This is a genomic window from Bradyrhizobium vignae, assembly GCF_900324035.1.
Lineage (GTDB): Bacteria > Pseudomonadota > Alphaproteobacteria > Rhizobiales > Xanthobacteraceae > Bradyrhizobium > Bradyrhizobium vignae.
Genome location: NZ_LS398110.1, coordinates 4,360,353 through 4,378,425, shown reverse-complemented (window position 1 = coordinate 4,378,425; position 18,073 = coordinate 4,360,353). Strand labels below are relative to the sequence as shown.

The 18,073-nt window shown below is 65.8% G+C and carries 11 protein-coding genes; 7 read left to right on the top strand and 4 right to left on the bottom strand.

Annotated elements, in window-relative coordinates; genetic code table 11:
• Nucleotides 1-83: 83 nt before the first annotated feature.
• A complete protein-coding gene (locus tag BRAD3257_RS21275; RefSeq protein ID WP_122403435.1) occupies nt 84-1,484 on the bottom strand; it encodes a M48 family metalloprotease in 1,401 nt (466 codons plus the stop codon).
• Between the two features lie 192 nt (nt 1,485-1,676).
• On the opposite strand from BRAD3257_RS21275, the gene BRAD3257_RS21270 reads away from it, so the two are divergent.
• From BRAD3257_RS21270 to BRAD3257_RS21260, 3 genes are all read left to right on the top strand, one after another.
• Nucleotides 1,677-2,864 (top strand): pyridoxal phosphate-dependent aminotransferase, encoded by a 1,188-nt coding sequence (locus tag BRAD3257_RS21270; RefSeq protein ID WP_122403434.1) that lies wholly within the window; start codon nt 1,677-1,679, stop codon nt 2,862-2,864.
• A gap of 88 nt (nt 2,865-2,952) precedes the next feature.
• On the top strand, nt 2,953-3,510 hold the full coding sequence (locus BRAD3257_RS21265) for a biotin transporter BioY (protein WP_122403433.1): 558 nt from the start codon (nt 2,953-2,955) through the stop codon (nt 3,508-3,510).
• Between the two features lie 85 nt (nt 3,511-3,595).
• On the top strand, nt 3,596-4,930 hold the full coding sequence (locus BRAD3257_RS21260) for a dicarboxylate/amino acid:cation symporter (RefSeq protein WP_122403432.1): 1,335 nt from the start codon (nt 3,596-3,598) through the stop codon (nt 4,928-4,930).
• 148 nt (nt 4,931-5,078) lie between these two features.
• On the opposite strand, the gene BRAD3257_RS21255 is transcribed toward BRAD3257_RS21260, so the two are convergent.
• The 3 genes from BRAD3257_RS21255 to BRAD3257_RS21245 all read right to left on the bottom strand — a co-directional run bounded on the left by BRAD3257_RS21255 (nt 5,079) and on the right by BRAD3257_RS21245 (nt 11,188).
• A complete protein-coding gene (locus tag BRAD3257_RS21255) occupies nt 5,079-6,311 on the bottom strand; it encodes an NAD(P)/FAD-dependent oxidoreductase (RefSeq protein ID WP_122403431.1) in 1,233 nt (410 codons plus the stop codon).
• 28 nt (nt 6,312-6,339) lie between these two features.
• Nucleotides 6,340-7,836: an amidase gene (locus tag BRAD3257_RS21250; protein WP_122403430.1), complete on the bottom strand. Its 1,497-nt coding sequence runs from the start codon at nt 7,834-7,836 to the stop codon at nt 6,340-6,342.
• A gap of 244 nt (nt 7,837-8,080) precedes the next feature.
• On the bottom strand, nt 8,081-11,188 hold the full coding sequence (locus tag BRAD3257_RS21245) for an Rne/Rng family ribonuclease (protein WP_122403429.1): 3,108 nt from the start codon (nt 11,186-11,188) through the stop codon (nt 8,081-8,083).
• 704 nt (nt 11,189-11,892) lie between these two features.
• Here BRAD3257_RS21245 and BRAD3257_RS21240 point away from each other — a divergent pair.
• The 4 genes from BRAD3257_RS21240 (at nt 11,893) to BRAD3257_RS21225 (ending at nt 18,060) form a co-directional block, all read left to right on the top strand.
• Nucleotides 11,893-13,188 carry an N-acetylmuramoyl-L-alanine amidase gene (locus BRAD3257_RS21240; protein ID WP_122403428.1) on the top strand — a complete coding sequence of 432 codons (1,296 nt, stop codon included), beginning with the start codon at nt 11,893-11,895 and terminating at the stop codon, nt 13,186-13,188.
• Between the two features lie 241 nt (nt 13,189-13,429).
• Nucleotides 13,430-15,934: a penicillin-binding protein 1A gene (locus BRAD3257_RS21235; protein WP_122403427.1), complete on the top strand. Its 2,505-nt coding sequence runs from the start codon at nt 13,430-13,432 to the stop codon at nt 15,932-15,934.
• 110 nt (nt 15,935-16,044) lie between these two features.
• Nucleotides 16,045-17,176 (top strand): peptide chain release factor 2 gene (prfB, locus tag BRAD3257_RS21230; protein ID WP_122403426.1). Its coding sequence is split into 2 segments (ribosomal slippage): nt 16,045-16,113 and nt 16,115-17,176, totalling 1,131 coding nucleotides; the frame shifts between segments, so codons are not numbered across the junction.
• Between the two features lie 2 nt (nt 17,177-17,178).
• Complete coding sequence (locus tag BRAD3257_RS21225; protein ID WP_122403425.1) at nt 17,179-18,060, top strand: NAD(P)-dependent oxidoreductase; 882 nt, start codon at nt 17,179-17,181, stop codon at nt 18,058-18,060.
• The last annotated feature ends 13 nt before the right edge of the window (nt 18,061-18,073 follow it).

Sequence of the window (18,073 nt, the reverse complement as noted above, 5' to 3'; positions counted from 1 at the left end):
GTTCAAAGCAGTTTCGAGAAACGTCCCGGTGGACTTGAGCTCGGTGTCGTGACGTCGTGGTATCGGGCGTCCTTCGAGTTGCGTCAGTTGCGCGGCGGCTTCGCCGCCACGATGTCGTCGGCCTTTACCCATCCGGGTGTGCCGACGGCGAAACGGGTTTTCGCGCGCGTGGCAAGCTCGCGGGCGGTCTTGTTGTCGCCGCGCAAGTAAGCGGCCTGGGCCGAGGCGAGATCTGCCTCGGCATAGTCTCCCTTCCGGCCGTAGGCCATCGCGAGCTGGGTATAGCCGAGCGCCGCCTCGGGCTCTCGCGCCACCGCGGCGCGGAGAATCCGAACAGCTTCGTCGGTGTAGGCTTTATTATCGGTTCCAACCAGAGCCTGCCCAAGTAACATCTCGATGAGGGGCGCGTTGTTGGAGAGTGCGACCGCCTTGCGCAGGGGAGCGACCGCCTCTGCCGGCTTGCCGCTTTCCAAAAGCGCCTGACCGCGCACCTCGTAGAAGTACGGGTTGTTCGGCTGAACCTGGATCAGCGCGTCGATCTGGGCGAGCGCGCTGCGCAGATCGCCGTGCAAATAGGTGCTGATGGCGCGGGCATAGCGCGCGGGCAGGCTGTCGTTGGTCTGGGGATAGCGGCGGTACACCGTCTCGGGACGCTCCATGAAGGCGGAGATCTTGGCGCGGACCATGTCATGCCGGAGCTGGAGCGCGGGATCGTCCTTCTTGTTCCAGTAGGGGCTGGAGCTTGCGAACTCCTGCAGCGCGGCGACGCGCTCGGCCGGCATCGGATGCGACTGCAGGTAGGGATCGGCGCCGCGCGCGGCGAACAGGCTCTCGCTGGTGAAGCGCTTGAAGGTCTCGTACATGCCCTTGGGCGATTGCTGCGTCGCGGTCAGGAATTTCACGCCGGCGCGGTCCGCATTCTCCTCCTGCTGGCGCTGATAGGACAGCAGCGACCGTCGGATCACCTCCTGCGGAGCGGAGATCGCGGCGGCGCCCGCATTGGCAAGCCCGTTGTTGCCCCCGCTCGAGCTGCGGGTGCTGCCGGCCGCAATCGCGCCGGCGCCGAGCAGCATCGCAATGATCATCTGGGTCTGCGCGGCGGCGAGCTGCTCGCGCAGCTTGGACAGATGGCCACCGGCCAGATGTCCGGTCTCGTGCGCGAGCACGCCGATGATCTGGTTCGGCGTCTCCGATTGCAGGATCGCGCCCCAATTGACGAAGATGCGGCGGCCGTCCGCGACGAACGCGTTGAACGAGCCGTCGTTGATGATCACCATCTGGATGTTCTGCTTCTCCAGACCCGCGACGCGCAGGATCGGGCGCGTGTATTCGCGTAGCAGCTGCTCGGTCTCGGTGTCGCGCAGGACCGGCGGCCCCTTGGCTTGCGCGTGCGCGGACGAGAACGGCGTCAGCGCGATCGCGACGGCCGTGACGAGGGCGGTGAGGGCGGAGGCCTTCTGGCGCAATGCGGTCTGGAGCAACATCGAGCGGTCTGGGTCAAACGGGCTTGATCAAGCAGTTTCGTGATTGGTTTTGGCGATTGGCGGCGGACCGGATACGCGATATGCCCTTGTGAGCCGTGCCCCTTATGAGCCGTACAATGAGGCCAGTCTGGGGCGCAAGCGCCCCGTGTTCCGGACCGACCCGATCGGTCCGCCAGCGAATAGCAGAAATCGATGCACGATGCGACATTGAGGAACCGGTTGGGGCAGTGGCTCGAGCCCTCCCGCCGCAGCGATGTTCCCCCGTTCATGGTGATGGACGTGATGGCCGCGGCGGCCCGAATCGAGGCCGCCGGCGGCCATGTCATCCACATGGAGGTCGGCCAGCCCGCGGCTGGCGCGCCCAGGACCGCGATTGCGGCCGCCCATGCCGCGCTCGAGGCCGGACGGATCGATTATACCTCCGCGCTCGGCATCCCCAGCCTGCGCGAGCGCATCGCGCGGCATTATCGCGACACCTATGGTTGTGACGTCAACCCCGAGCGGATCGTGGTGACCACAGGCTCCTCCGGCGGCTTCATTTTGGCTTTCCTGTCGATGTTCGAGCCTGGCGATCGCGTCGCGGTGACGGTGCCGGGCTATCCGCCATACCGCCACATCCTCACCGCGCTCGGTTGCGAACCGGTGCTGATCGAGACCACGAACGAGACGCGTCATGCGCTCACCGGCGAGGCCCTGCTCGCCGCCCATCGCGAGGCGCCGTTGAAGGGCGTGCTGGTCGGCAGCCCGGCCAATCCGACGGGCACGATGATGTCCCGCGAAGCGCTCGCGGGCCTCATTGCTGCCGCGGAAGACGCAGGCATCCGCTTCATCTCGGACGAGATCTATCACGGGCTCGATTACGCATTTCCCGCCGTGACAGCGGCGGCGCTGTCCAGGCACGCACTCGTGATCAACTCGTTCTCCAAGTATTTTTGCATGACGGGCTGGCGCGTCGGCTGGATGGTCGTTCCCGATATCCTGGTGCGGCCGATCGAGCGGCTGCAACAGAACCTGTCGATTTCGGTGCCGGCGCTGTCGCAGATCGCGGCCGAAGCGGCTTTTGATGGCGCTGCCGAGATGGAGGAGATCAAGCACGGCTATCAGGAAAACCGGCGTGTCCTGATCGATGGATTGCCCAAGGCTGGACTGACGAGATTCCTGCCGGCCGACGGTGCCTTCTATCTTTATGCCGATGTCTCGGACTTCACCTCGGACAGCTTCGAGTTCGCCAATCAAATGCTGGAGCAGGCGGGCGTGGCGGCAACGCCAGGCCTCGATTTCGATCCCATACACGGCCGTTCATTCATACGGTTTTCCTATGCCCGCTCGCTCGATGAGATGCGGGAAGCAGTTGACCGGATCGCTCACTGGCTTAAATAGCCGCCAATTCGACAGCCTTCCGGAGTTCAACTTGTCAGACCGTTCCGTCCCGTCCGCCGCTGCACCACATTCTTCTCTCGCCGCGTTGATGTGGCCGACCCGGCCGGGCGAGGCCGTCGGCGGCTTTCGCGCCTTCGTGCTGATTGCGCTCGGCACGGCGCTGATGGCGCTGTCAGCGAAGGTCAACCTGCCGCTGCCCTATGTGCCGATGACGCTGCAGACGCTGGTGGTGCTGATGATCGGCGCTGCCTATGGCTGGCGCCTTGGCAGCGCAACCATGATCGCCTACCTCGCCGAGGGTGCGATGGGGCTGCCGGTTTTCGCCGGTCCCGTGGGTGGGATTGCACCGCTGGTTGGCCCGACCGCGGGCTATCTGTTCGGCTTTGTGCTGGCTGCGTTTGTCACCGGCTGGCTCGCCGAGCGCGGCTGGGATCGCAGCGTTGTGCGGCTGTTTGCGGCGATGGCCATGGGCCACATCGTCATCCTGGCTGCGGGCTTTGCCTGGCTCGCTTTCGGCATCGGTCTCGGCGCTGCCAAGGCTTGGCAGGTCGGCATCGTGCCGTTCATTGCGGGTTCACTGGTCAAGAATGCTCTCGGCGCGACCCTGATGCCGGCGGTCCGCCGGATCGTCGATCGCCGCGGGTAAAGCGCGCAATAAGAGAGCAGTTCCAATTGACAGGGCCGGCCAAGTTGATCTTGGCTGGCCCCAACGTTTGAGGGGGAGTGAAACGATGACGACGACAACGATGGCGGGGGCGCCGGTCGCGCCGGCCGCAGCCAAGCCGTGGTACAAGATTCTCTACGTTCAGGTGCTGATCGCCATCGTGCTCGGCGCCATCGTCGGATGGCTCTGGCCGTCGGTTGCCACCAACGACTGGATCAAGGCGCTGGGCGACGGCTTCATCAAGCTGATCAAGATGGTGATCGCCCCGATCATCTTCTGCACCGTGGTCTCCGGCATCGCCCACATCCAGGATGCGAAGAAGGTCGGACGCATCGGCGTCAAGGCGCTGGTCTATTTCGAGGTCGTCTCGACCTTCGCGCTGGTGATCGGGCTCCTCATCGGCAATCTCGTGAAGCCTGGTGCGGGCTTCGGCAGTGGGGCGGCCAGCGAGGCGGCCGTTGCAAATTACGCCAAGCAGGCCGCGGGTCAGAAGTCGGTCGACTTCGTGCTGCACATCATTCCGGACACCGTGGTCGGGGCGTTCGCGCAAGGCGAGATCCTGCAGGTGCTGCTGTTCTCGGTGCTGTTCGGCTTTGCCATCATGAGCCTTGGCGAGCGCGGCCACACCATCCGCAGCTTCATCGACGACGCCGCGCATGCGGTGTTCGGCGTCATCTCCATCGTGATGCGTGCAGCGCCGATCGGCGCGTTCGGTGCGATGGCCTATACGATCGGCAAGTTCGGCACCGGCGCGCTCCTCAACCTGATCGGCCTGATCGCGACGTTCTACGTCACGGCTGCGCTGTTCGTGTTCGTCGTGCTCGGCATCATTGCGCGCCTGGCTGGGTTCTCGATTTTCAAGTTCCTGGCCTACATCAAGGACGAGCTGCTGATCGTGCTCGGCACCTCGTCGTCGGAAAGCGCGCTGCCGACCTTGATGGAAAAGCTGGAACGGCTCGGCTGCTCCAAGTCGGTTGTCGGCCTCGTCGTGCCCACGGGTTACTCGTTCAACCTCGACGGCACCAACATCTACATGACGTTGGCAACGCTCTTCATCGCGCAGGCGCTCGGTTACGATCTCTCCTTCAGCCAGCAGCTCACGATCCTGGTCGTGGCGATGCTGACCTCGAAGGGCGCCTCCGGCATCACCGGCGCGGGCTTCATCACGCTGGCGGCAACGCTCGCCGTGGTCGATCCGCGCCTCGTGCCGGGCATGGCGATCGTGCTCGGCATCGACAAGTTCATGAGCGAGTGCCGCGCGCTGACCAATCTGTGCGGCAACGGCGTCGCTTGCGTGATCGTGGCCTGGTGGGAAGGCGAGCTCGACCGCGACAAGCTCAACGCCAACCTTTCCAAGCAGATCGATCCGACCGACATGGAGACGGCGATCACCACGGACTGATCCGATCTGACGGCGCGAGCTGCGCTGTCAGATCTTGAAGTAACAGGGCTGGTCGAGATCCTCGATCAGCCCTTTTTCTTGGGCTCCGGGACGACCCCTTGATGCGCCTGTCGGCTGCGTTCGCGGTGCTCGCCGCGAACGCGGAGGGTTAAAACCGCTCCGGCCGGTACGGCGCGGGATCGATCGACGGCGTCTCGCCGCTCATGATCTCGGCGAGCAGGCGCCCGGTCGCAGGGCCCAGCGTAAAACCCTGGTGCCCGTGACCAAAGTTCATCCAGAGGCCGGGATGACGCGGGGCCTGACCGAGCACCGGCAGCATGTCCGGCGTGCAGGGGCGGGTGCCGAACCACGGATCGGGCTCGACCCGTTTGCCGAGGTCGATCAGCTCGCGCGCGGAGGCTTCCGCGCTGGCGAGCTGTACCGGTGTTGCGAGCGCATCCGGGCCCGTCAGCTCAGCGCCGGTGGTGATGCGAATTCCCTTGGCCATCGGGCCCATGGCGTAGCCACGGGCCTTGTCGACGAGCGGCAGGTCGAGCGAAGCGCCGCCGCTATAATGCATGTGATAGCCGCGCTTGCGCACCAGCGGGATGCGATAGCCGAACTTGTACAACAGATCGGGCGACCAGGGTCCGAGCGTCACGACGGCGTGGGGAGCATCGATGCGCCCCTGATCGGTGTCGACCGACCAGCCAGTCGCAGTTTGCCGCAGCGACTGCGCATCACCCAGCACGATCCGGCCGCCGAGGCGCGCGAACAGCTCCGCATAGGCGGTCACCAGCGCACCCGGATCGGACACGGTCCAGGTGTCGAGCCAATGGATCGCGCCGGGCAGATCGTCGCGCAGGATCGGCTCGGCTTTTGTCAACTCGCTGCCTGACAGAACGCGAAAGTTCACACCGAATTCGCGCCGATCTTGCTCCGCGTCCTTGATCGAGTGCTCCAGGGCGGCGGCATCGCGGTACAGCGCGCGATAGCCGGCCCGGCGGATCAGATTGTCGGCATGGGCCTCGCGGATCAGGATGTCGTGTTCGGCCGTCGCGCTGGCGATCAGGCGCGCCCAGCCGGCGATCGCCTCGCGATGCCGCTTCGGCGCCGAATGCCACCAATAGCGGAGCAGGGGCTCGATGTGCAGATGGAGGGAGGAGAGGCTGTAGCGCACGTCGTTGGTGCGGCCGGTCGCGATCTTCAAGAGCGAGGCGAGATCGCGCGGCATCGGATAGGGCCGCACCGCTTCCGCCTGGATCATCCCGGCATTGCCGTAGCTGGTCTCGCGGCCGGGCTCCCTGCGATCGACCAGCGTGACCGACCAGCCGCGCTGCTGCAGATGCAGCGCGGCACCCACGCCCACCATGCCGCCGCCGAGAATGATCGCGCTTTGCATCGGAAACGATTCTCCTGTCAGGCCCGGGTCATTCCCAGGTGAGGAAATCTGGTGCGGCCGATAGCGGCGGTGCAGCGGCGAGCCGTGCGAAATCGGGCACGGGGCGGCACAATTGCGCATCGTTCGCGAACGCAGCCTCGATGCTCGCGGCGACCGAGAGCACGATCGCATCGCCGCCGCGCGGGCCGACGATCTGGAGGCCGAACGGAAGGCCAGCTTCATCGAGACCGAGCGGAATGCTGATCGCGGGATGGCCGGGCAGCGTGACGGCATAGGCGAGCGCGAGCCAGTGGAAATAAGATTTGGTCGGCACGCCGTCGATCTCGGCGGGATAGAGCTCCGACCACGGCCGCGGGCTCAGCGTGATGGTCGGGCTGATCAGCACGTCGCAATTTGCGAAGAAGGTCTGGTAGGCTCGATAGATCCGCGTCTGTGTCGTGGCGGCGCGGGCGTAGTCCTCGAGCGTGTAGCCGAGGCCTTCCTCGACATTGGCGCGGACGTTGGGGCCGAGCATCTCGGGACGTTCTTTGTAATTCTTGCCATGCGTCGCCAGGAACATGCCGGCGCGCAGCACGGCGAAGGCGTCGTCGGCGCCGGAGCAGTCGGGTGTGGCCTCGCGGCAGTCGGCGAACAGCGGTGCAAGCTTCTTCACGCGTGCGCGGAACACGCGGCGGATCGCCTGCTCGGTCGGTGCGAAGCCGAAGTCTTCGGTGAAAGCGAGACGCAGCTTGCCGAGATCGGCGGGGCGCGGCGCGGCCCAGCGCTCGGCACGGGCCCGCAACGGTTCGCCGGGCAGGGTGTAGGCGAGCGGATCGCGGGCATCGTCGCTCGCCATCACCGAGAGCATCAGCGCGGCGTCGGCAACGTTGCGCGCCATCGGCCCGTCGGTCGAGAGGTTCGACCAGCCGAAGATGCGCTTTTCGCTCGGCACGAGGCCGTAGGACGGGCGCATCCCGACGATGCCGGAGAAGCCGGCCGGATTGCGCAAGCTTCCGCCGGTGTCGGAGCCCGAGGCGAGCGGGGCCATGCCGCAGGCGAGCGCCACCGCCGAGCCACCGGACGAGCCCGCCGCCGAACGCATGGGGTCGAACGGGTTGCCGGTCGCGCCGAACACGGGATTGCGGGTGTTGCCGCCGGCCGCCCATTCCGGCGTGTTGGTCTTGCCGAAGATGATGGCGCCGGCCGCGCGCAAGCGAGCGACCGAACCCTGATCGGCGGCCGGCACGTTGTCGCGCAGCAGCGGGCTGCCATAGGTGGAGCGCATCCCGGCGGTGTCCTGCGTGTCCTTGATCAAGACAGGCAGGCCGTGCAGCGCGCCGCGATCCTCGCCGCGCAGGATGGCTGCCTCGGCTGCCTTCGCGGCTGCACGTGCGCCCGGCTCATCCAGAGTCACGACGGCGTTGACGGCGCCATTGACGGCGGTGATGCGCGACAGGCAGGCGTCGAGGAGTTCGACAGGCGAGATCGTCCGTGCGGCCAACAGGCGACGCAGCTCAACGGCACTGGAATCACAAAGCTCTGACAACGCTGGTCCTCTGCTAAGTCGTGAAGACGACTTAGCACATCAGAAGCCGGGTTGGATGCGCTGCACACCAGTTTTGTGCGCCGGAGGATATTTGCGAGTTCGACCGCATCTCTGTCGGCCGCATCATGGCTACCATCATGGCTACCATCAACTCCACGCAAGCAAGACGCCCGCTCGCGCGAGCAAGGACATTTGCACGCAACGAAAAACGCCCGGCTCGGCCGGGCGTTTCCATGAGTGTGGCTTACTGGCCGCCGCCGAAACGGCGTGACCACCAGCCGGCGCGGCGCGGTGCGGCCGGGGTTTCGCTTGCGGCCTCCGGCGCGGGCTCGGGTGCCGGCGCGGGCGCAGCAACCGGTTCGGTCGCCTGTGCCACCGGCGTTGCAGGCTCGGGCTGACTGTTCAGCAGGAAGCTCACCTTTTCCCGGACGGTGGAGCGGCGCCGCGCGGTCTTGTCGCCGGCGGGCTCTTCTTCTGGCGTCGCGGTCGCGGCGGGAGCCGGCTCCGCCTGGGCCGGCGCTTCGGTCTGCACCTCGGCGCGCGGCTCAGGCTGCTCGACTTGCGGCTCGGTGATGTGCTCGGTCTGCGCGATCGAGGGCGCGGTCTCGCTGCCGAAGCCGTCGAAATCGGCCACCGCGCCGGCAGCTTCCGGCGGCGGATTGGTGCCGAGTTCGTCGTTGATGGATCCGGCGAGACCTTCCTCGCCGCCACCGCGACGGCGGCGTCCGCCCCGGCGACCACGCCTGCGCCGGCGCTCGCCGCCGCCCTGCTGCTCGCCACGGGCTGCTTGTTCCTCGCCTTCCTCGCCGTCCTGCTCGGACTCGGTCTCGTCTTCACCTTCACCGGCCGCCATGGCCGCTTCGGGCAGCGTGGAGGCGGTATCCTCGCGCAACTCGCTGTCGCGCTGGCCACCGCGGCCGCGCCGGCGGCGACGGCGCTTGCGGCGCTGGCCGTCCTGCTCGGAGGCAGCCTCGCCGGCAGCCTGCTCGTCGGCAAGACCTTCGGTCTCGTCGGTCTCGACCTCGGATTCAGTCTCCAGGTCGAACCCATCCTCGTCGTCATAGGCTTCTTCGGCCAGTGGCGGCGGGCTCGCAGCGGCCTGCGCAGCGAGCAGCGCCTTGGCGGCTTCGAGCGTATGCACCTGCTCGCCGCGGTCGATCACATAGGCCTGCGGACCGCTGACGCTGGGATCGGCGATCACCGACAGCGTGACCTTGAAGCCGTTCTCGAGGTCGCGCAGATGGCCGCGCTTGTGGTTCAGCACATAGAGCGCGACGTCGGTGCGGGTGCGGACCACGAGGTTGTGGGTCGCGCCCTTCATCAGGATCTCTTCGAGGCCGCGCAAGAGCTGCAGCGCCACCGAGGACACCGAGCGGACGTGGCCGGTGCCGCCGCAATGCGGGCACGGGTCGGTCGAGCTCTCCAGCACGCTGGCGCGGATGCGCTGGCGCGACATCTCGAGCAAGCCGAAATGCGAGATGCGGCCGACCTGGATGCGTGCGCGGTCCTGCCTGAGGCAATCGGACAGCTTGCGCTCGACCGCGCGGTTGTTGCGCTTCTCGTCCATGTCGATGAAATCGATGACGATCAGGCCGGCGAGGTCGCGCAGGCGAAGCTGGCGGGCGACCTCTTCGGCCGCCTCCAGATTGGTCTTGAGCGCAGTGTCCTCGATGTGGTGCTCGCGGGTCGAGCGTCCGGAGTTGACGTCGATCGAGACCAGCGCCTCGGTCTGGTTGATCACGATGTAGCCGCCGGAGCGCAGTTGCACGGTCGGCGAGAACATCGCATCGAGCTGACTCTCGACGCCCATGCGCGAGAACAGCGGCTGGCCGTCGCGATACTGCTTCACCGCGCTGACATTGGCGGGCATCAGCATCTTCATGAAATCGCGCGCTTCGCGGTAGCCGGCCTCGCCGGCGACCTGGATTTCGTCGATCTCCTTGTTGTAGAGGTCGCGCAGCGAGCGCTTGATCAGCGAGCCTTCCTCGTAGACGAGGGTCGGGGCCTGCGACTTCAGCGTGAGGTCGCGTACCGTTTCCCACATCCGGATCAGATATTCGAAATCGCGCTTGATCTCCGGCTTGGTGCGGGAGGCGCCGGCTGTGCGCAGGATGATGCCCATGCCCTCGGGCACGTCGAGATCCTGCACCACTTCCTTGAGGCGCGAACGATCCTGCGCGCTGGTGATCTTGCGGCTGATGCCGCCGCCGCGTGCGGTGTTGGGCATCAGCACGGCGTAGCGGCCGGCGAGCGAGAGGTAGGTCGTCAGCGCCGCGCCCTTGTTGCCGCGCTCTTCCTTGACGACCTGCACCAGCATGACCTGGCGGCGCTTGATGACTTCCTGGATCTTGTACTGACGGCGCGGGCGGAAGGTGCGCTCCGGCACTTCCTCCAGCACGTCGTCGCCGCCGACGGATTCGACGACTTCCTCTTCGGCATCCTCGCCGTCCTCGTCCTCGTCATCCTCGCCGACTGCGTCCACGGGCTCGGCATGCGGCGCTTCAGTGCCCTCTCCGGCGGCGTAGACGGCATCGGCCGGCTCGGCCGCTGATGTCACGGCTTCAGCCAGACGTTCCGCATGCGCTTCCGCGGCATGAGCTTCGGGGGCAGTCTCGAAGGTTTGGGCCGGCTGCGGCTCGGTAACGGTCTCGGTCGCGACCACGGGCTCGGCGCCGACCGCAGCGACGGGAGCCGGCGTCTCATCGGCATGCTCATGGTCGTGAGGATCGCGCTCGCCCTCATGATCGTGGGCGTCATGATCGTGAGCGTGATGGTGCTCGTCATCATGGGCGTGATGATGATCATCGTGATCATGTTCGTCATGATCGTGATCGTGGCCCTCATGCTCGCCGTGATGCTCCGCCTCGGTGTGCAGAGGCTCGCCCTCGTGTTCCGGCGGTGTCGCGTCCTCGACGGGCTGCGCGACGGGATCGGCTCCGGCGTCGAGGCCTTCGACGATGTCGCTGCGCACGCGTTCGCCATGACCGCGGCGGCGGGCGCTGCGGTGGCGCGAACGGCGGCGGCCGTGCGAGCGGTTCTCGCTCTCTTCCTCGGCCTCGCGATGGGCCTGTTCCTCGGCCTCGATCAGCGCCTGCCGGTCGGCGACCGGGATCTGGTAGTAGTCGGGATGGATTTCGCTGAAGGCGAGGAAGCCGTGGCGGTTACCGCCATATTCGACGAAGGCGGCCTGGAGCGAGGGTTCGACCCTGGTGACCTTGGCGAGGTAGATATTCCCGCGCAGTTGCTTGCGTTGCGCGGTCTCGAAATCAAACTCTTCGACGCGATTGCCGCGGACCACGACTACCCGGGTCTCTTCCGGGTGGGTGGCATCGATCAACATCTTGTTGGGCATGTCTTAACTCTTGGCGGCGGCGGACGCGATAAACCGTGGGCGCGTATCGCGCCGCCGGGTGACGCGACGGTCCACCTGATTCGGGGCTGAGGGGAAGGCCGAAACGCCGTCTCTCGCGCCTTGCCGAACCGGAAGCTTCAGGACCATTGCGACGCGCGGGATTGTCACTCCGCAGCGTCGCGAATGATCCTTCAGATTTCGTCGGCACAGTCTGGCGCATCAAGCGTCGGCCCGTATGAAACATTGGGCGGCGAGGCCGCCCTTCAATCAGTTGCTGCTGGCCAGGCACGGCGCGAGCGCGCTCGCCTTGGGATCACGAACCGCCCCCTTGGGATCAAGGGACCGGGTAATGGGTTACGTCGCTGTCAGAACCGTCCCGGTAACATGAGTGGTAACCCGAGACCGTCCGCCGCCGGGGCTTGACCCGCTTCACCTCGCTGCCGCGCACCGCGCTGGTCTTAGAGGGAAGCGGAAAACGCTGGAATTCCCAAACCTTGGGAGTTCCGGCGCTGCACCGGAAGGCTGAATGCGACACAACCGGGAATATCGGCCGTCAGCATTCCGTACATACGAGGAATGAGCCATCCGTGCAAGGGAGCGTCGCACGGCGGTCACAGTCGGCGAGTTTCGCAGCTCTGTCATTAAGGAGCGATTAACCCTGTGGTTCTATTGCGTTAAGAGGGCTGCTCGGAGGCACGGAATCGGTGGCGAGCCGCACAAATCGACAGGTTTTGCTGGGAGGCGTGTTGCTGTGCATCGCGGCATTGCCGTGTGCTGATTCCTCGCGCCTCATTGCTGCGGAAAGCCAACTGCAACCCACTGTTGCGGCATCGAATTTTCCAGTCGCCTCGGCCGCCCGGCTGGCCGGCGATGGCAGGCAGACCCGCTTCATCCTCGACCTCGACCAGACCGTCACCTTCCGCGCCGTCACGCTGGCCGACCCCTACCGCGTGGTGGTAGATGTGCCGCAAGTCAATTTTCAGCTGCCTGCCGGTACCGGGAGCGGGGGACGGGGGTTGGTCAAGGCCTTCCGCTACGGGCTCGTCATGCCCGGCGGCTCGCGAATCGTGTTCGACCTGACCGGGCCGGCGAAGATCGCCAATTCCTACGTGCTCGAGGCGGCCAATGGCCAGCCGGCCCGGCTCGTGCTCGAGCTGGAGGAGGTCGACCGCACCGCATTCGTGTCGTCACTTGCCCCTGAAAACCGTCCTGAGCTGCGGCCCGCGATCGCGGAAGCGCCGCCTGCCACGGTTCCCAGCCCGACGGCTCCGGAAGCCGCGCAGCAGAAGGCTGACGGCCGTCCGGTGGTCGTGATCGATCCCGGGCATGGCGGCATCGACAACGGGACGCAGTCGAGCGGCGAGAGCGAGAAGAACCTGGTGCTGGCTTTTGGCCTGGCGCTACGCGACAAGCTGGAGAAGGCCGGCAAGTACCGCGTGGTGATGACGCGGGACGACGACACCTTCATTCCCCTCAATGACCGGACCAAGATCGCCCGCAATCTCAAGGCGGCGTTGTTCGTCTCGATTCATGCCGATGCGCTGCCGCGTGCCGAGGGCGATGCACAAGGGGCGACCATCTATACGCTCTCCGACAAGGCGTCCGACGCCGAGGCCCAGCGGCTGGCGGATGCGGAGAACCGGGCCGATGCGATCGCCGGCTTCAACCTCGCGGAGGAGCCGACCGACGTCGCCGACATCCTGATCGACCTCACGCAGCGGGAAACCCGCACCTTTTCAAACCGTTTCGCCCGCCTATTGATGGGGGAAATGAAGCAGACGGTGCGGATGCACAAGCATCCCCTGAAGTCCGCCGGCTTCCGAGTCCTGAAGGCGCCCGATGTGCCCTCGGTACTGGTCGAGATCGGTTATGTCTCCAACAAGGGAGACCTCGAGCACCTGGTCTCCGAGGGGTGGCGATCCCGTGCCGTGGGCTCGATGGCACAGGCGATCGACGCATTTTTGACCAAGCGGATGGCCACAGCCGGGACGTCGAACTGAAACGGTTTGTCCCTCCCGGCCCAAAGGCCCTAGTTTGGCCACAGCGGACGCTTTATAAAAACCCCGCAGGGGGTTCCGGAATCGGCGAGAATCCTGTTCGGCAAGCGTCTTAAGTCCGGCATTGATGTGATTGCGTAAGCCGGTGAATTCGCGACGTGAGGTTGGCGCCTGTTTGGGGTGCCAAGGGACCGATACTGGGCTGATACTGGGCTGATCCAGAGTTTGAACGGATAAACAGATAATGCGCTTGCTGGTGCGGTTCATGGGCTTCCTGTTCGCCGCGGGAACGGTGGTGTTCCTTGTCGGTGTCGGGGCCGTGGCAGGCCTGATCTGGCATTTCTCCAAGGACTTGCCGGACTACTCTCAGCTACAGGATTACGAGCCGCCGGTGATGACGCGCGTGCATGCGGTCGATGGCTCGCTGCTCGGCGAATACGCCAAGGAGCGGCGGCTGTATCTGCCGATCCAGGCGGTGCCCAAGCTCGTGATCAACGCCTTCCTCGCGGCCGAAGACAAGAATTTCTACGAGCATGGCGGCATCGACTACACCGGCATGGCGCGCGCCGGATTGCTTTATCTGCAGAACTACGGCTCCAACCGCCGTCCGCAGGGTGCTTCCACGATCACCCAGCAGGTCGCCAAGAACTTCCTGCTCACCAACGAGGTCTCCTTCGCCCGCAAGATCAAGGAAGCCTTGCTCGCGATGCGGATCGAGAAGACCTACTCGAAGGACAAGATCCTCGAGCTGTACCTGAACGAAATCTATCTCGGCCTCGGCGCGTACGGTATCGCAGCCGCCTCGCTCGTCTATTTCGACAAGTCGGTGAACGAGCTGACGGTGGCGGAAGCGTCCTATCTGGCGGCGCTGCCGAAGATGCCGGCGACGCTGCATCCGGTCCGTAACCGCGATCGCGCCATCGAGCGCCGCAACTACGTCATCGACCGTCTCTTGGAGAACGGCTGGATCAAGCAGGCCGACGCCGACAAGGCGCGCAAGGAGCCGCTGGCCGTGACCAACCGCTCCAATGGTGCCCACACCTTCGCCGGCGAATATTTCGCCGAGGAAGTCCGCCGCGACATCTTCGAGCGCTACGGCGAGAAGAAGCTCTACGAGGGCGGTCTCTCCGTCCGCACCACGCTCGATCCCAAGATCCAGGTCATGGCGCGCAAGACCATGGTCGCCGGCCTCGTGAACTACGATGAGCAGCAGGGCTATCGCGGCGCCATCAGCAAGCTCGATATCTCCGGCGACTGGGGCGTGAAGCTTGCCGAGATCAAGTCGCTGTCCGACATCTCGCCTTGGCGTATGGCGGTGGTGCTGGAGACCAGCGACCAGTCGGCACGCATCGGCTTCCAGCCGAGCCGCGAGCTCGGCGGCGCCATCAGCAAGCAGCGCGAGACCGGCCTCGTCACGCTCGACGGCGTGCGCTGGGCGAGGGCGGCCCAAGGCAACGCCAAGGGCAAGACGCCGACGTCCGTGGCGCAGGTGCTTGCACCTGGCGACGTGATCTATGCCGATCCGCTCTACACCAAGGAGGGACAGCCGGTCGAAGGTCAGTACCGGCTGCGCCAGATCCCCGAAGTGTCCGGCGCCATGGTGGTGATGGATCCCTGGACTGGCCGTGTGCTTGCGATGGTCGGCGGCTTCTCCTTCGACCAGAGCCAGTTCAATCGCGCCACGCAGGCCTATCGGCAGCCGGGTTCGTCGTTCAAGCCGATTGTCTATTCGGCCGCGCTCGACAACGGATACACGCCCTCGACCGTCGTGCTCGACGCGCCGATCGAAATCGACCAGGGCCAGGGCGCAGGCGTGTGGCGGCCGGAAAACTTCTCCTCCGGCAAATTCCAGGGACCGGTGACGCTGCGCAACGCGTTGCGGCAGTCGCTCAACACCGTGACGGTGCGCCTCGCGCAGGACATCGGCATGCCGCTGATCGGCGAATACGCCCGCCGTTTCGGTGTCTATGACGAACTGCCGAACTATCTCTCCTACGCGCTCGGCGCCGGCGAAACGACGGCGATGCGCATGGTCACGGCTTACTCGATGCTCGCCAACGGCGGTCGGCGCGTGAAGCCGACCCTGATCGACCGCATCCAGGACCGCTACGGCCATACCATCTTCAAGCACGACCAGCGCGAATGCCGCGGCTGCGATGCGCCGGGCGGCTGGAAGAACCAGCCTGAGCCGCAGCTGATCGACCGCCGCGAGCAGGTGCTCGACTCCATGACCGCCTATCAGATCACCGAGCTGATGGAAGGCGTGGTCCAGGCCGGTACCGCGACCGTGGTGAAGGAGGTCGGCAAGCCGATCGCCGGCAAGACCGGCACCACCAACGAGGCCAAGGACGCCTGGTTCGTCGGCTTCTCGCCCGATATCGCCGTCGCCATCTATATGGGCTACGACAAGCCGCGTCCGCTCGGCAAAGGCAATGCCGCGACCGGCGGCCATCTGGCTGCACCCGTCGCGCGCGATTTCCTCAAGCTCGCGCTCGCCGACAAGCCCGCCGTTCCGTTCAAGGTGCCGGCCGGCATCAAGCTGGTGCGCGTCGTCGCCAAGACCGGCATGCGCGCCGGGCCGGGCGAGACCGGCGGGACGATCCTCGAAGCCTTCAAACCGGGTACGGCGCCCCCGGATAATTACTCCGTCATCGGCGTGGCCGATGCCGACGGCCGCATGCCGGCCTCGCAACAGCAGCAGCCCGATGCCGGCTTCTTCATGCGGCCGGGCACCGGCGGACTGTACTAGGCCGCGGATAAGACAGACGATCGCGGTTCCGGCGGTTGCGCTTTGCAGCCGCCGCCGCTACATCCCCATCTCGAATTGCAGGCGGGATTTCCGCGAGACCCGAGAACAACATGCGCGCCGAAATCGAACGGTTGGTAGAAGAGATCAAGCAGTCAGTCGGGCTGCTGAGGAGGCATCTTTGACGTCGAGAAATCGACGGCGCGCCTCGCTGAGCTGAACAAGCTCGCAGAAGATCCCAATCTCTGGAACGATCCCCAGAAAGCCCAGAAGCTGATGCAGGAGCGCACCTCGCTGGAGGATGCGCTGTCCGGCATCGGCAAGGTCGAGCAGGAGCTCGAAGACGACATCGGCATGATCGAGCTCGGCGAGGCCGAGGGCGATGACGGCGTCGTTGCCGAAGCCGAAGCCGCGCTGAAAAACCTCAAGAAGGAAGTGGCGCGCCGCGAGCTCGAGGCGCTGCTGTCGGGCGAAGCCGACCGCTTCGATTCCTATCTCGAAGTCCATGCCGGCGCCGGCGGCACCGAGAGCCAGGACTGGGCGCAGATGCTCTTGCGCATGTACACGCGCTGGGCCGAGAACCACGGATTCAAGGTCGAGTACCTCGAGGAGTCCGAGGGCGAAGAAGCCGGCATCAAGTCCGCGACGATCCAGGTCTCGGGGCATAATGCCTATGGCTGGCTGAAGACGGAGGCGGGCGTGCATCGCCTGGTGCGCATCTCGCCGTTCGATTCCAATGCGCGGCGGCACACCTCGTTCTCGAGCGTGCAGGTGTTCCCCGTCATCGACGACAGCATCAAGATCGACATCAAGGAATCCGACGTCCGCACCGACACCATGCGTTCGGGCGGCGCCGGCGGCCAGCACGTCAACAAGACCGAATCCGCGGTGCGCCTGACGCATATTCCGACCGGCGTTGCCGTGGTCTGCCAGGCCGGCCGCTCCCAGCACAAGAACCGGGCACAGGCCTGGGACATGCTGCGCGCGCGGCTTTACGAGATCGAGCTGAAGAAGCGCGAGGAGAAGGCCGCGGCTGACCAGGCCGCCAAGACCGATATCGGCTGGGGTCACCAGATCCGTTCCTACGTGCTGCAGCCCTACCAGATGGTGAAGGATCTGCGCACGGGCGTGCAGACGTCCGACACCGCGGGTGTGCTCGGCGGCGATCTCGACGAGTTCATGGCAGCGACGCTGGCGCAGCGCGCCTTCGGCACGACCGCCGGCGACGTCGAGGACGTGGACTGATTATGCCCCGCGTCGCCTTCATCGGGCTTGGACGGATGGGCCACGGCATGGCCGGCCGCTATCTCGATGCCGGCTTCACCGTGAGCTTGTGGAATCGCAGCAAGGCCAAGGCGGAAGACCTGATTGCGCGCGGCGCGCATTGGGCGACCTCGCCGGAGGACGCCGCGATCGATGCCGACGCGGTCGTGACCATGGTGGCCGATGACGAGGCCTCCCGCGCGGTCTGGCTGGGGCCGAACGGCGCGGCCAAGACCGCGAAGGCCGGCACCATCGCGATCGAGTGCTCCACCGTCTCCTATGACCACGCCCGCGAGATGGGGCGCGAGCTCAACGCGCGCGGGCTGATCTATATCGATTGCCCCGTGACCGGCTTGCCGGACGCGGCGGCGGCCGGGAAGTTGACGCTGCTGGTCGGCGCCGATGCGGCCGATCTCGAGCGTGCGCGGCCCTATCTCGAACCAATCGGCTCGACCATCCGCCATTTCGGCGCGGTTGGCTCCGGCACGGTCTACAAGCTCATCAACAATCTCTTGGGCGCAATCCAGATCGCTGGGCTTGCCGAGGGCCTTGCCATCGCCGAGCAGGCCGGGCTCGACATGAACCTCGTGCTGGAGTCGATCCAGGCGGGCGTGGCCGCAAGCCCGCAGGTGCAGCGCCACTCCAAGCGCATGGTCGCCCGCGATTTTTCCGGCGCGACCTTCACCGCAGCGCTGCGGCACAAGGATGCCGCCTACGCCGTGAAGCTCGCCGAGAGTCTCTTGGCGGACAAGCCGCTGGTCTCGCGCGCTGCAGTCGAGGCTTATGCGCAGGCGAGGGCCGCGCTGCCGGATGACGACGAAGGCAGGATGATCGAGCTGGTGTCGCGGCCGAAGAAGCCGTCCTAGCCCATCGCATCGA